This window comes from Streptomyces sp. NPDC015346 (assembly GCF_043078785.1).
GTDB lineage: Bacteria > Actinomycetota > Actinomycetes > Streptomycetales > Streptomycetaceae > Streptomyces.
Window position 1 is genome coordinate 437,288 of the sequence record NZ_JBIBTW010000001.1, and the last position, 14,567, is coordinate 451,854.

Annotated in this window: 12 protein-coding genes and 2 tRNA genes; 12 read left to right on the plus strand and 2 right to left on the minus strand. The window is 69.1% G+C overall.

Translation table 11 applies throughout. The features are described 5' to 3' along the window. Window positions 1-13: 13 nt before the first annotated feature. Window positions 14-87, minus strand: a tRNA-Gly gene (locus ACF06X_RS01955). A 132-nt stretch (window positions 88-219) separates the two neighbouring features. Here ACF06X_RS01955 and ACF06X_RS01960 point away from each other — a divergent pair. The 5 genes from ACF06X_RS01960 (at window position 220) to clpX (ending at window position 4,935) form a co-directional block, all read left to right on the plus strand. Then, window positions 220-296, plus strand: a tRNA-Pro gene (locus ACF06X_RS01960). A 165-nt stretch (window positions 297-461) separates the two neighbouring features. Then, window positions 462-1,847 carry a trigger factor gene (gene tig / locus ACF06X_RS01965; protein WP_392285221.1) on the plus strand — a complete coding sequence of 462 codons (1,386 nt, stop codon included), beginning with the start codon at window positions 462-464 and terminating at the stop codon, window positions 1,845-1,847. A 285-nt stretch (window positions 1,848-2,132) separates the two neighbouring features. Next, entirely contained in the window at window positions 2,133-2,738 is a 606-nt protein-coding gene (locus ACF06X_RS01970; protein WP_392285940.1) for an ATP-dependent Clp protease proteolytic subunit, read from the plus strand. Window positions 2,739-2,788: 50 nt separating this feature from the next. Continuing rightward, on the plus strand, window positions 2,789-3,475 hold the full coding sequence (locus ACF06X_RS01975; RefSeq protein ID WP_392285222.1) for an ATP-dependent Clp protease proteolytic subunit: 687 nt from the start codon (window positions 2,789-2,791) through the stop codon (window positions 3,473-3,475). Window positions 3,476-3,651: 176 nt separating this feature from the next. Beyond that, window positions 3,652-4,935, plus strand: coding sequence for an ATP-dependent Clp protease ATP-binding subunit ClpX (clpX, locus tag ACF06X_RS01980; protein WP_158987286.1), 1,284 nt, complete (start codon window positions 3,652-3,654; stop codon window positions 4,933-4,935). An 83-nt stretch (window positions 4,936-5,018) separates the two neighbouring features. Here clpX and ACF06X_RS01985 read toward each other — a convergent pair whose 3' ends face one another. Then, window positions 5,019-5,984 carry a hypothetical protein gene (locus ACF06X_RS01985; RefSeq protein WP_392285223.1) on the minus strand — a complete coding sequence of 322 codons (966 nt, stop codon included), beginning with the start codon at window positions 5,982-5,984 and terminating at the stop codon, window positions 5,019-5,021. A gap of 139 nt (window positions 5,985-6,123) precedes the next feature. Here ACF06X_RS01985 and ACF06X_RS01990 point away from each other — a divergent pair, with 139 nt between their 5' ends. From ACF06X_RS01990 to mreD, 7 genes are all read left to right on the plus strand, one after another. Beyond that, window positions 6,124-8,745, plus strand: coding sequence for a valine--tRNA ligase (locus tag ACF06X_RS01990; RefSeq protein WP_392285224.1), 2,622 nt, complete (start codon window positions 6,124-6,126; stop codon window positions 8,743-8,745). 192 nt (window positions 8,746-8,937) lie between these two features. Further along, a complete protein-coding gene (locus ACF06X_RS01995) occupies window positions 8,938-10,437 on the plus strand; it encodes a bifunctional folylpolyglutamate synthase/dihydrofolate synthase (protein ID WP_392285225.1) in 1,500 nt (499 codons plus the stop codon). Between the two features lie 4 nt (window positions 10,438-10,441). Then, a complete protein-coding gene (locus ACF06X_RS02000) occupies window positions 10,442-10,804 on the plus strand; it encodes a DUF4233 domain-containing protein (protein WP_392285226.1) in 363 nt (120 codons plus the stop codon). 197 nt (window positions 10,805-11,001) lie between these two features. Continuing rightward, window positions 11,002-11,415 (plus strand): nucleoside-diphosphate kinase, encoded by a 414-nt coding sequence (gene ndk / locus ACF06X_RS02005; RefSeq protein ID WP_392285227.1) that lies wholly within the window; start codon window positions 11,002-11,004, stop codon window positions 11,413-11,415. 283 nt (window positions 11,416-11,698) lie between these two features. Next, entirely contained in the window at window positions 11,699-12,718 is a 1,020-nt protein-coding gene (locus ACF06X_RS02010; protein WP_093876113.1) for a rod shape-determining protein, read from the plus strand. A gap of 130 nt (window positions 12,719-12,848) precedes the next feature. Beyond that, window positions 12,849-13,901, plus strand: coding sequence for a rod shape-determining protein MreC (mreC, locus tag ACF06X_RS02015; RefSeq protein ID WP_392285228.1), 1,053 nt, complete (start codon window positions 12,849-12,851; stop codon window positions 13,899-13,901). Window positions 13,902-13,904: 3 nt separating this feature from the next. Further along, the gene (gene mreD, locus ACF06X_RS02020; protein ID WP_392285229.1) at window positions 13,905-14,567 is read left to right on the plus strand and encodes a rod shape-determining protein MreD; all 663 of its coding nucleotides are present in this window, start codon (window positions 13,905-13,907) and stop codon (window positions 14,565-14,567) included.

The window sequence follows — 14,567 nt, forward strand, 5'->3', positions numbered from 1 at the left end:
GCCCTGAGCCATGTGGAGCGGGCGACGGGAATCGAACCCGCGTAGCTAGTTTGGAAGACTAGGGCTCTACCATTGAGCTACGCCCGCACAGGTCGCGCCGCAGGTCACGTGGGCCGCGGCACGGACAGCATCGTAGCGGGTCATGGGCGGTCCCCGCACGCCCCTCGGAAACGGGGGCGTCGCACTGTCTCCGTGCATGTACCCTACGTGTCGCACCGACGGGGTGTGGCGCAGCTTGGTAGCGCGTCCGCTTTGGGAGCGGAAGGCCGTGGGTTCAAATCCCGCCACCCCGACCACTTCGTCGACGGACGCAGAACAAGATCGCGTTGTAGGCGGCGTCCCGCATGCGGTTACTATGCAAGCTGCGTGCCCGTGTGTCTCTCTGACCGGGGCCGATCGGCCGGAACCGCCCCAAGCGGCATCGGCAGAATCCAAGAATCAGCCACCAAGGAGACCGAACCGTGAAGAGCGCCGTGGAGACCCTGAACCCGACCCGGGTTCGGCTCACTGTCGAGGTGCCCTTCGAGGAGCTCAAGGACAGCCTCGACGCGGCGTACAAGAAGATCAACCAGCAGGTCACGGTCAAGGGCTTCCGCAAGGGCAAGATCCCGGCTCGTGTGATCGACCAGCGGTTCGGCCGTGGTGCGGTGCTGGAGGAGGCCGTCAACGACGCGCTCCCGAAGTTCTACACCGAGGCCGTGAACGAGGCCGAGGTCAACCCGCTGGGTCAGCCCGAGGTCGACATCACCGAGCTGAAGGACGGCGAGCTGCTGGCCTTCACCGCCGAGGTCGACATCCGCCCGACGATCGAGATCCCGGACTACTCCGGCATCGAGGTCACCGTCGACGCGGTCGAGGTCACCGACGAGGACGTCGAGAAGTCCGTCGAGCAGCTGCGCGAGCGCTTCGCCTCCACCAACCCGGTCGAGCGCCCCGCCGCCGAGGGTGACGTCGTCACCATCGACCTCGAGGCCAAGGTCGACGGCGAGGTCCTGCCCGACGGTGTCGCCCAGGGCGTCTCGTACACCATCGGTTCCGGCGAGCTCCTCGACGGCATCGACGAGGCCGTGACCGGCCTCGAGGCCGGCGGCGAGGCCACCTTCACCTCGCAGCTGAAGGGCGGCTCCGCCGAGGGCAAGGACGCCGAGGTCACCGTCAAGGTCACCGCCGTCGCCGCCCGTGAGCTCCCCGAGCTGGACGACGACTTCGCGCAGCTCGCGTCGGAGTTCGACACCCTCGACGAGCTCAAGGCCGACAGCCGCAAGCGCCTCGAGAACATGAAGCAGTTCGACCAGGCCACCCAGGCCCAGGAGCGCGTCCTCGACGAGCTGCTGAAGCTGGCGGAGGTCCCGATCCCCGAGAAGCTCCTCGAGGACGAGATCAACACCCGCAAGCACAACCTGGAGCACCACCAGCTCGGCCAGATGGGCCTGACCCTCGAGAAGTACCTGGAGATCCAGGGCAAGACCGAGGAAGAGTTCCTGGCGGAGACCAAGGAGCAGGCCGAGAAGGGCATCAAGACGCAGTTCATCCTCGATGAGCTCGTCAACAAGGAGAAGCTCAACGTCAGCCAGGAGGAGCTCACCGAGCACCTCATGCGCCGCGCCGCCTCCTCCGGCATGAGCCCCGACCAGTTCGCCCAGGCCGTCGTCGAGGGTGGCCAGGTGCCGATGCTCGTCGGCGAGGTCGCCCGCGGCAAGGCCCTCGCGGTCGTCGTCGAGGCCGCCAAGGTCGTCGACACCAACGGTGAGACCGTCGACCTCGAGGACGACGAGGACGAGGTCGAGGCCGCCGCCGAGGCGGTCGAGGCCGTCACCGGCGACGCCGAGGAGAAGAACGAGGCCTGAGCCTCGCGCTGAACCCGGTCCACGGGCCCGGTCGCACTGCGGTGCGCCCGGGCCCGTGGCCGTATGCCCTTCGACGAATACCCATGGACGTAACGCGCGCGGACCCCGTCACGCCCCAACTACCTTGCGCTCCCAGCGAACAGTTCGGGAAGCGGGATGGTGTTGTCCTACCTGCGCGTTAGGGTCCATGAATACGAGGGCAGGGTCGTACCCCGTCCCCAGTACGAGAGACGCTGAGACGGCCGGTGCCGTCAGAGACGAGCAGGTGGATACGTGACGAATCTGATGCCTTACGCCGCGGGTGAGCCGTCCATCGGTGGCGGCCTCGGCGACCATGTCTACAACCGGCTGCTCGGCGAGCGCATCATCTTCCTCGGCCAGCAGGTCGACGACGAGATCGCCAACAAGATCACCGCGCAGATGCTGCTCCTTGCCGCCGACCCGGACAAGGACATCTACCTGTACATCAACAGCCCCGGTGGCTCCGTGACGGCCGGCATGGCCATCTACGACACCATGCAGTACATCCCCAACGACGTCGTCACCATCGGTATGGGCATGGCGGCCTCCATGGGCCAGTTCCTGCTCACCGGCGGCGCCAACGGCAAGCGCTTCGCGCTGCCGAACACCGACATCCTGATGCACCAGGGCTCCGCCGGCATCGGCGGTACGGCCTCGGACATCAAGATCCAGGCCGAGTACCTCCTCCGTACGAAGAGGCGCATGGCCGAGATCACCGCACTGCATTCCGGCCAGACCGTCGAGACGATCATCCGCGACGGCGACCGCGACCGCTGGTTCACCGCGGAGGAGGCCAAGGAGTACGGCCTCATCGACGAGATCATCTCTGCCGCTTCGGGCGTTCCGGGCGGCGGCGGCACGGGCGCCTGAGCGCCCGAGGCCCTACCGCACCGAAGCCAAGCCCGCTGAACGCCACCAGGATGGTGAACAACCCCATGAACTCGATGCCCCCGAACTTCTCCGCGAGCGGCCTCTACACCGGCCCCCAGGTGGACAACCGGTACGTCGTCCCGCGCTTCGTCGAGCGCACCTCGCAGGGTGTGCGCGAGTACGACCCGTACGCCAAGCTCTTCGAGGAGCGCGTGATCTTCCTCGGCGTGCAGATCGACGACGCCTCCGCCAACGACGTCATGGCCCAGCTGCTGTGCCTGGAGTCGATGGACCCGGACCGCGACATCTCGATCTACATCAACAGCCCCGGTGGCTCCTTCACCGCGCTGACCGCCATCTACGACACGATGCAGTTCGTGAAGCCGGACATCCAGACGGTCTGCATGGGCCAGGCGGCCTCCGCCGCGGCCGTGCTGCTCGCCGCCGGTACGCCCGGCAAGCGGATGGCGCTGCCGAACGCCCGCGTGCTGATCCACCAGCCCTCGGGCGGCACCGGTCGCGAGCAGCTCTCCGACCTGGAGATCGCGGCCAACGAGATCCTGCGGATGCGCACCCAGCTGGAAGAGATGCTGGCCAAGCACTCCTCGACGCCGATCGAGAAGATCCGCGACGACATCGAGCGCGACAAGATCCTGACCGCCGAGGACGCCCTGGCGTACGGTCTCGTCGACCAGATCGTCTCGACCCGCAAGAGCACGGCCGCCGCGGCAGCCTGACGCTCGACCTTCCCCTGGCACGGGGAACAGGAGGGGAATCATGGCGCCGTGGCGCGTTCCCGTTCATGTGAACCGTGCCAAGGGGGGCCCGAACGGGGGGCCCGGCAAGGTACCGTCGAATATGAGGCACCAGGAGTCGCTGAACCAAGCGCTCCCAGGCGAAGGGGAAGCACCTCGTGGCACGCATCGGTGATGGCGGCGACCTGCTCAAGTGCTCGTTCTGCGGAAAGAGCCAGAAGCAGGTGAAGAAGCTCATCGCAGGACCCGGTGTGTACATCTGCGATGAGTGCATCGACCTCTGCAACGAGATCATCGAGGAGGAGCTCGCCGAGACGAGCGAGGTGCGGTGGGAGGAACTCCCGAAGCCCCGCGAGATCTACGAGTTCCTCGAGGGGTACGTCGTCGGGCAGGAGCCCGCGAAGAAGGCCCTCTCGGTCGCGGTGTACAACCACTACAAGCGCGTCCAGGCCGGCGAGAACGGCGGCGGCGCGGGCCGGGACGACGCCATCGAACTGGCGAAGTCCAACATCCTTCTGCTCGGCCCCACGGGGTCCGGCAAGACGCTGCTCGCGCAGACCCTGGCCCGGATGCTCAACGTCCCGTTCGCCATCGCCGACGCGACGGCGCTGACGGAGGCCGGCTATGTCGGCGAGGACGTCGAGAACATCCTGCTCAAGCTGATCCAGGCGGCCGACTACGACGTCAAGAAGGCCGAGACCGGGATCATCTACATCGACGAGATCGACAAGGTCGCCCGTAAGAGCGAAAACCCGTCGATCACCCGTGATGTGTCCGGCGAGGGCGTGCAGCAGGCCCTGCTGAAGATCCTGGAGGGCACTACCGCCTCGGTGCCGCCGCAGGGCGGACGGAAGCACCCGCACCAGGAGTTCATCCAGATCGACACGACGAACGTGCTCTTCATCGTGGGCGGCGCCTTCGCCGGCCTGGAGAAGATCATCGAGTCGCGGGCGGGTGCGAAGGGCATCGGCTTCGGGGCGACGATCCGCTCCAAGCGCGAGATCGAGGCGAGCGACCAGTTCCAGGAGGTCATGCCGGAGGACCTGGTGAAGTTCGGGATGATCCCGGAGTTCATCGGCCGTCTGCCGGTCATCACCTCGGTCCACAACCTCGACCGCGAGGCCCTGCTCAAGATCCTCGTCGAGCCGCGCAACGCCCTGGTCAAGCAGTACCAGCGCCTCTTCGAACTCGACGGTGTGGAGCTGGACTTCGACCGCCCGGCCCTGGAGGCCATCGCCGACCAGGCGATCCTGCGCGGCACGGGCGCGCGTGGCCTGCGGGCCATCATGGAAGAGGTCCTGATGTCGGTGATGTACGAGGTCCCGTCCCGCAAGGACGTGGCCCGCGTGGTCATCACGGCGGACGTCGTGCGCAACAACGTCAACCCGACGCTGGTGCCGCGGATCGTGAAGAACGACGGACGGCACGAGAAGTCGGCGTAGTCGGTCGGTGTAGTTGCGAGAGAACGACAGGAGGGGGTCCCGCCGGACGGCGGGACCCCCTCCTGTCATGTCCGGTCCGGCGCTCAGGCCTTGACGCGGACCTCCTTGCGGAACTTCGCGGTGATGGCGGCGGCGTCCTCCATGCTGCCGGCCTTGCCCGCGGCCATGGAGGCCATGTCCATCGGCGTCACGAAGCCCACCGTGCTGTGGTCGGCCCACACGCAGACCGTCATGGTGAACGCCGGTGTGGAGTTGGCCGCGTCGGCCTCCGTCTTCGCCTGCTGGCACTTGAGGACCGCGCCGTCGAGCTCGGTCGGCTTGTACTCCTGCGGGCTGCCGACCAGTTGCGGCTCGTCGGCCTTGCCCTTGTCCTTCTCGGCCTCCGCCTTGATGCTGGCGAAGACGTTGTCGACCACCTTCTCCGGGTCGTCGATCTCGCCGTAGAGGCCGCTGAAGGAGATCAGCTTGTTGCCGAGCGGGTTGGCCTTGTCGGTCACCTGGTAAGCAGCGCTGACGTTGGTGGCGTTCTTGACGCCGTTCTGCTTGGCCTCCTTGAGGGAGTCCTTGTCACCCGCGCCGTCCGTGCCGGGCTTCTTCTGGTACTCACCGAGCACCGTCTCCGGGGTGATCAGCTTGTGCGGGCCGTCGTCGGCGACGGACGAACCGCCGCCACCGGCGGTGAAGTACCACGCGCCGCCGGCGATCAGCGCGAGCGCCACGACCGCGCCGCCGATGATCAGGCCGGTCTTCGACTTCTTGGGGGCCGGCGGGGGCGGCGGGTAGCCACCGGGGCCCTGCGGGGCGCCGTACGGAGGCTGCTGTCCGTACGGGCCCGGCTGCTGCGGCTGCTGAGGGTAGCCGTACGGCGGCTGCTGCGGCGGCACACCCTGGGGCGCCTGCTGCGGGTAGCCGTAACCGGGCTGGGGCGCCTGCGGCTGCTGGCCGTAAGGACCGGGCTGCTGCCCGTAAGGACCAGGCTGGCCCGGCTGACCGTACGGCCCGGGCTGCTGGGGCTGACCGCCGTACGGGCCCGGCTGGTTGTAGCTCATGGACAGGGTTCCCCTCACAGGATGTTTATGCGTAGCGAACATCCTGTCGGAACCGCCGCCGTGCCGGGGCGGCGGGGGGCACACCGTTACCGAACAATCGAGTTTCAGGACCACCCCGCCGCACCCCTAAACTGACCCCGTGACCGAGAACACTCAGCAGCAGCCAGCAGCCAACCCCGAACTGCCGACCCAGTACGCGCCGGCCGAAGTAGAGGGGAAGCTGTACGAGCGCTGGGTAGAGCGCGGTTACTTCGAGGCGGACGAGAAGAGCGACAAGCCGCCGTACACCATCGTCATCCCGCCGCCGAACGTCACCGGTTCGCTCCACCTGGGCCACGCCTTCGAGCACACGCTGATCGACGCCCTCACCCGCCGCAAGCGCATGCAGGGCTACGAAACGCTGTGGCAGCCGGGCATGGACCACGCCGGTATCGCGACCCAGAACGTCGTCGAGCGCGAGCTCGCCAAGGAGGGCAAGTCCCGCCACGACCTCGGCCGCGAGGCGTTCGTCGAGCGGGTCTGGCAGTGGAAGGCCGAGTCCGGAGGCCAGATCTCCGGCCAGATGAAGCGCCTGGGCGACGGCGTCGCCTGGTCCCGTGAGCGCTTCACCATGGACGAGGGCCTCTCCCAGGCGGTCAAGACCCTCTTCAAGAAGCTCTACGACGACGAGCTGATCTACCGCGCCGAGCGGATCATCAACTGGTGCCCCCGCTGTCTCACGGCGATCTCGGACATCGAGGTCGAGTACCAGGACGACGACGGCGAGCTCGTCTCGATCCGGTACGGCTCAGGGGACACGGAGATCGTCGTCGCCACGACCCGCGCCGAGACGATGCTCGGTGACACGGCCGTCGCCGTCCACCCGGACGACGAGCGGTACCGCCACCTCGTCGGCACCGAGATCGAGCTGCCGCTCACCGGCCGCCGCATCCCGGTCGTCGCCGACGAGCACGTCGACCCCGAGTTCGGCACGGGCGCCGTCAAGGTGACCCCGGCGCACGACCCGAACGACTTCGAGATCGGCCAACGCCACAACCTGCCCAACCTCGCGATCATGGACGAGCGCGCGGTCATCACCGCCCACGGCCCCTTCCAGGGCCTGGACCGCCTTGAGGCCCGCTCCGCCATCGTCGCCGCGCTGCGCGCCGAGGGCCGGATCGTCGCCGAGAAGCGTCCGTACGTCCACTCCGTCGGCCACTGCTCGCGCTGCAAGACCACCATCGAGCCGCGCCTGTCGATGCAGTGGTGGGTCAAGGTCGGTCCGCTCGCCCAGGCCGCCGGTGACGCGGTCCGCGACGGCCGGGTCAAGATCCACCCGCAGGAGATGGAGAAGCGGTACTTCGACTGGGTCGACAACCTGCACGACTGGTGCATCTCGCGCCAGCTGTGGTGGGGCCACCGCATCCCGGTCTGGTACGGCCCGAACGGCGAGGTCGTCTGCGTCGGACCGGACGAGCAGCCGCCGACGGGCGAGGGCTGGCACCAGGACACCGACGTCCTGGACACCTGGTTCTCCTCCGGCCTGTGGCCGTTCTCCACGCTCGGCTGGCCGGAGCAGACGGACAGCCTCGCGAAGTTCTACCCGAACTCCGTCCTGGTCACCGGCTACGACATCCTCTTCTTCTGGGTCGCCCGGATGATGATGTTCGGCCTGTACGCGATGGACGGCACCCCGCCGTTCCACACCATCGCCCTGCACGGCATGGTCCGCGACCAGTTCGGCAAGAAGATGTCGAAGTCCTTCGGCAACGCGGTCAACCCGCTGGACTGGATGGACGAGTACGGCTCCGACGCCGTCCGCTTCACCCTGGCCAACGGCGCCAACCCGGGTGTCGACGTCCCGATCGGCGAGGACTGGGTCAAGGCGTCCCGTAACTTCGCCAACAAGATCTGGAACGCGACCCGCTTCGCGCTGATGAACGGCGCGACGGTCGAGGGCCCGCTGCCGGACCCGTCGCAGATGTCCGCCACGGACCGGTGGATCCTCTCCCGTCTCAACAAGACGGTCGCCGAGGTCGACGCGTACTACGACGACTACCAGTTCGCGAAGCTCGCCGACGCCCTCTACCACTTCGCGTGGGACGAGGTCTTCGACTGGTACGTCGAGCTGTCGAAGACCACGTTCTTCGCGGGCGGCGAGCAGGCCAGGGTCTCCGGCCGGGTCCTCGGCGAGGTTCTGGACGTCATGCTGCGCCTGCTGCACCCGATCGTCCCGTTCGTCACCGAGACGCTCTGGACCACGCTCACCGGCAAGGAGTCCGTCGTCATCGCGGACTGGCCGGTCGACTCGGGCTTCCGCGACGAGGCCGCCGAGAAGGAGATCGAGCTGGTCCAGCGGGTCGTCACCGAGGTCCGCCGGTTCCGCTCGGACCAGGGTCTCCAGCCCGGTCAGAAGGTTCCGGCCCGCCTTGACCTGACCGGCACCGCGCTCGCCCCGCACGAGGCGGCCATCCGCCAGCTGCTGCGTCTCCAGCCGGAGGGCGAGGGCTTCTCGGCCACCGCCTCCCTGCCGGTCGCCGGCGCCACCGTCGCGCTCGACCTGTCTGGCACGATCGACGTGGCGGCGGAGCGCAAGCGGCTGGCCAAGGACCTCGCGGCGGCGGAGAAGGAGAAGGCGCAGGCGAACGGGAAGCTCGGCAACGAAGCGTTCCTGGCGAAGGCGCCGGACAACGTGGTCGAGAAGATCCGTACCCGGCTCGCCAAGGCGGACGAGGACATCGCCCGCATCCAGGCACAGCTGGAGCGACTGCCGCAGGCGTGAGTACGGGTGAGGGGCCCGGGACCGGACGGTCCCGGGCCCCTCGCGTACGTCCGGGCCCCGGCCCGGGCACCGGCCCCGGCGGCGGCCCGGACGCCAGCCCCGGCCGCGGCCCCTGCCCCCGCGGTGGTGGGGCGAAAGTCCGGAAAGGGGTGGGTCCGCGGGCCTGTCGGTGGGCCTCCGTAGACTGGGACCGTGAGTGAGCCCCGCGACGAGTTCGACCCGTTCGACGACATCGTCGATGCCGAGACCGACCGTGACCCCGACCTGGCGGTGATCGAGGCCGGCAGCCGCACGCTGCGCGCGCAGGCCGGTCCGCCCCAGGGTGACCCCGTGCCCGCCCGGCCCTCCGACCCGGAGGTGGACAAGGCGCTGCGCGAGGTCGAGACCGAGCTGTCGACCCGCTGGGGCGAGACCAAGCTGGAGCCGTCCGTCAAGCGGATCGCCGCCCTGATGGACGTCCTCGGCGAGCCGCAGCGCGCATACCCCTCGATCCACATCACCGGCACGAACGGCAAGACGTCCACGGCCCGGATGATCGAGGCGCTGCTCTCGGCGTTCGAGCTGCGCACCGGCCGGTACACCTCGCCGCACGTGCAGACGATCACCGAGCGGATCAGCCTGGACGGCGCCCCGATCTCCGCCGAGCGGTTCATCGAGACGTACCAGGACATCAAGCCGTACATCGAGCTGGTCGACGCGCGCGAGGAGTTCCGGCTCTCCTTCTTCGAGGTCATGACCGCCATGGCGTACGCGGCCTTCGCCGACGCGCCGGTGGACGTGGCGGTCGTCGAGGTCGGCATGGGCGGCACCTGGGACGCCACCAACGTCATCGACGGCTCGGTCGCCGTCGTCACCCCGATCGACCTCGACCACACCGACCGGCTCGGCGACACGCCCGGCGCGATCGCCGGGGAGAAGGCCGGGATCATCAAGCAGGGCGCGACGGTGATCCTGGCCCAGCAGCCGGTGGACGCGGCGCAGGTCCTGCTGAAGAAGGCCGTCGGGGTCGACGCGACGGTGGCCCGCGAGGGCATGGAGTTCGGCATCGTCAGCCGCGAGGTCGCGGTCGGCGGCCAGCTGCTGACCCTGCGCGGCCTCGGCGGCGAGTACGACGACATCTTCCTGCCGCTGTACGGCGCCCATCAGGCGCACAACGCGGCGGTCGCGCTCGCGGCGGTCGAGGCGTTCTTCGGGATCGGCGCCGAGCACGCCCGCACCCTGGACATCGACACGGTCCGCCGTGCCTTCGCCTCGGTGGCCACGCCGGGCCGCCTGGAGGTCGTGCGCAGTTCCCCGACGGTGATCCTGGACGCGGCGCACAACCCGGCGGGCGCGCGGGCCACGGCCGAGGGCGTCAGCGAGGCCTTCGGGTTCTCCCGGCTGATCGGCGTGGTGAGCACCAGCGCCGACAAGGACGCCAAGGGCCTGCTCGAAGCCTTCGAGCCGATCTTCGCGGAGATCGTCGTCACGGCGAACTCCAGCCCTCGCGCGACCGATGTCGACGCGCTCGCGGCGGTCGCCGTGGAGGTCTTCGGCGAGGACCGGGTGGTCGTCGAGCCGCGCCTGGACGACGCCATCGAGGCGGCGATCACGCTCGCGGAGGAAGAGGGCGAGTACGCCGGCGCGGGTGTGCTGGTGACCGGTTCGATCTTCACGGTCGGGGACGCCCGGCTGCTGCTCGGAAGGCGCTGAATCAATGCGTACGCTCTGTGCCTCCACCCTCATCGGCGAGTTCTTCGTGATCGGCTTCGCCGGTCTCGTCGCCATGAAGGACGACACGCTGTCGACCACCACCGTCTGGACGGTCTGCGGCATCGCGATGCTGCTGTCCGTGCTGCTCTGCGGGATGCTGACCCGCCCGGGCGGCGTCCAGCTCGGCTGGGCGCTGCAGGTCGCCCTGATCGCGAGCGGCTTCGTGGTGCCGATGATGTTCTTCCTGGGCGCGCTCTTCGCGGCGCTGTGGTGGGCCTCGGTGCACTACGGACGGATCATCGACGAGGCGAAGGCCCGGTGGGCCGCGCAGGCGGAGAGCCAGGCGGCGGCGGACGCGACGCCGTAACGCGTTCGGCCCCCCCGCCCGGCCCCACCGCCCTCCGGTCCTCCGGTCCCACCGCCCTCCGGTCCTCCGGTCCTTCGGCCCGCCGCCGAGAGCGCCCGCCCCCGGGTCTCCGTACGGCCTGACGCTGCGTAATCGGCGGCGGTGCGGGCCCTGTAGCCTCTGAGTCCCGCACACCGCATTCGTAAGGAGTCTCCACCGTGAGCCAGCGCACGCTCGTCCTGCTCAAGCCCGACGCCGTCCGCCGTGGCCTGATCGGCGAGATCATCGGCCGTATCGAGCGCAAGGCCGGTTGGACCATCTCCGCGCTCGAACTGCGCGAGCTGAGCCAGGACACGCTGGAGCAGCACTACGGCGAGCACAAGGGCAAGCCCTTCTACGAGCCGCTGATGGGCTTCATGCAGTCCGGCCCGGTCGTCGCCCTGGTCGTCGAGGGCGAGCGGGTCATCGAGGGCCTGCGCACCCTCGCGGGCCCGACCGACCCGATCGCCGCCGCCCCCGGCTCCATCCGCGGGGACTACGGCACCATCGTCCGGGAGAACCTCATCCACGCCTCGGACTCCGAGGAGTCCGCCATTCGGGAAATGAAGATTTTCTTCCCCGGTCTGGTGTGACCGAGGCTGACCCGGTGTCAGCCATACACCGCAACAACCTGGGGCGACCGAAGGAATTTCGGTCGCCCCCGGGCATATGAACAGCTGGGCCGGGAACGCATCGCAGCGTCCTACCGTCACCTATACAGAGGTGGACCACCGCGCGGTATCCGTGCGGGCGGCACTACGATGGAAAACTCCACGCCGCAGCACCCGCCGCACCACCACCTCGCCTACCTGAGAAGCCGTCAAGCTCCAATTGGGAAGGCACCGACGCATCCTCATGGGAAACAAGGGGAACTCAATGTCGTTCATCGGCCGTGACATGGCTGTCGACCTCGGGACCGCCAACACGCTGGTGTACGTCAGGGGCCGAGGCATCGTTCTGAACGAGCCGTCCGTCGTCGCGATCAACACCAACACCGGCGGCATCCTGGCGGTCGGAGCCGAGGCGAAGAAGATGATCGGCCGGACGCCCGGCAACATCGTCGCCGTCCGGCCCCTGAAGGACGGCGTGATCGCCGACTTCGAGATCACCGAGCGTATGCTCCGCTACTTCATCCTCAAGATCCACAAGCGTCGCTACCTGGCTCGCCCCCGGGTCGTCGTCTGTGTGCCCTCCGGCATCACCGGCGTCGAGCGCCGCGCCGTCATCGAGGCCTCCACCCAGGCCGGCGCCCGCCAGGTGCACATCATCGAGGAGCCGATGGCCGCCGCCATCGGCGCGGGCCTCCCCGTCCACGAGGCGACCGGCAACATGGTCGTCGACATCGGTGGCGGCACCACCGAGGTCGCCGTGATCTCGCTCGGCGGAATCGTCACGGCACAGTCGATCCGGGTGGCCGGCGACGAGCTGGACAACGCGATCATCCAGCACATCAAGAAGGAGTACTCGCTCCTCCTCGGTGAGCGCACCGCCGAACAGATCAAGATCACGATCGGCTCGGCGTACGACCTCGACAAGGACGAGCACACCGAGATCCGCGGCCGTGACCTGGTCTCCGGTCTGCCCAAGACCGTGGTCATCTCCGCGGCCGAGGTCCGCAAGGCCATCGAGGAGCCGGTCAACGCGATCGTCGACGCCGTCAAGACGACGCTCGACAAGTGCCCGCCGGAGCTCTCCGGTGACGTGATGGACCGCGGCATCGTTCTCACGGGTGGAGGCGCCCTGCTGCGCGGCCTGGACGAGCGGCTGCGCCGCGAGACCGGGATGCCGATCCACATCGCCGAGGACCCGCTGGACTCGGTGGCGCTCGGCTCCGGCAAGTGCGTGGAGGAGTTCGAGGCGCTCCAGCAGGTGCTGGACGCCCAGCCCCGCCGGTAGGACCGGTAGGACTCGCCCCGTTCCCCGGGCCCGCGGGCCCGGGGAACGGCGCCGACCGGACAGCATCGGCAAGGCACGCTGACAACGGCACGGAACAACCGAACCCAGAGGAAAGGCACGGCCGCCGCACGTGAGGGACACACGAGAGAGCCGGCTGCTCCTGGTGCTGCTGATCGCCATCGCGTTCGCACTGATCACGGTGGACATCCGCGGCGGCGAGGAGTCACCGGTCGACGGCGCGCGGCAGGCCGCCGCCGCCGTCTTCGGACCGGTCGAGAACGGCGTCGCGGCGGCCGTCGACCCCGTCGGCAACGCCATAGGAGCGGTCCGCGACTCCGGCGAGCGACACACCCGTGTCGCCGCCCTGGAACGCGAGAACGCCGTCCTCAAGGCCAAGCTGGGCAGCGACGACCGCAACCGCAGCCGGCTCCACGAGCTCGACACCCTGCTCAAGACGGCCGGCGCCGGGCAGTACGGCATCAAGGCCGCCGAGGTCATCGCCATAGGAGCGGCCCAGGGCTTCTCCTGGACCGTCACCATCGACGCCGGCGCCGACGACGGCATCCGGCGGGACATGACCGTGCTCAACGGCTCCGGCCTGGTCGGCCGGGTCACCACCGTCGGCCCCTCCACCGCGACCGTCCTGCTCGCCAGCGACCCCGACTTCACCGTCGGCACCCGCATGGAGAAGACGAACGAGCTGGGCTTCGCCACCGGCCAGGGCAACGGTCCGCTCCTCGTCCAGCTCCTCAACGGCAAGGCGAAGGTGAAGGCCGGCGACCGGCTCGTCACCTTCGGCTCGCAGGCCGACAAGCCGTTCGTGCCCGGAGTGCCGGTCGGCGAGGTCATCCGGGTGGACCCGTCGGGCGGCGGCCTGACCCGTAACGTCTACGTCCGCCCGTACGTCGCCTTCACCAAGCTCGACATCGTCGGCATCGTCGTCCAGGCCCCGCGCACGGACCCGCGCGACATGGTCCTGCCGCCCAAGCCCAAGCCGGCGCCGACCGTCACCGTCACGGTCACGCCGCCCCCACCGGAGGGGCAGCCGCAGACGGGGGAGCAGCAGGCGGGCGAGCAGCCGGGACAGCAGCAGCCGGGACAGCAACAGCGGCCCGGAGAGCAGCAGGAGCCCGGGCAGCAGCCGGAGCAGGGGCAGAAGCCCGAGAACGAGCAGGGGGACTGACGCGTGAAGTTCAACCGGATCCTCCTCTCGGCCACGCTCGTCGTGGTCGCCCTCGTCATCCAGGTCTCAGTCCTCGCCCGCCTCCAGCTCCCCGGAGCCGTACCCGACCTCGTCCTGCTGACCGTCCTCGGCCTCGCCCTCGTGTACGGCCCCGTCAGCGGCTGCCTCATCGGCTTCGGGGCCGGGCTCCTCGCCGACCTCGCCCCGCCAGCCGACCACGCCGCCGGCCGCTACGCCCTGGTGCTGTGCGTCATCGGCTACCTCGCCGGGCTCGCCCGCCCCGAGAACGGCCGGCTCAAGTCCGCCAGCGGCCCGATGGCCGTGGTCGTGGCCGCCGCCATCGGCACCACCCTGCTGTACGCGGGAGTGGGCGCCCTGGTCGGGGACACCGCCGCCCGCCATGTCGGCCTCGGCTTCCTGCTGTTCACCGCGGCCGTCTACGACCTGCTCCTCGCGCCCTTCACCGTGCCGCTGATCATGGCCCTGGCCCGGCGCGCGGAGAACGACCCGCTCGCCGACACCTCGCAGAGCACCGACGTGGCCTCCGGCTGGCTCGCCTCCGGCACGGGCCTGCGGATCGGCACCCAGCGCGGTGGCCTGCTCGTCAAGGCCGCCCGTAGCAGAGCCTCACGCGCCGGACGTATCAAGGGAGTCAAGCGACTGTGA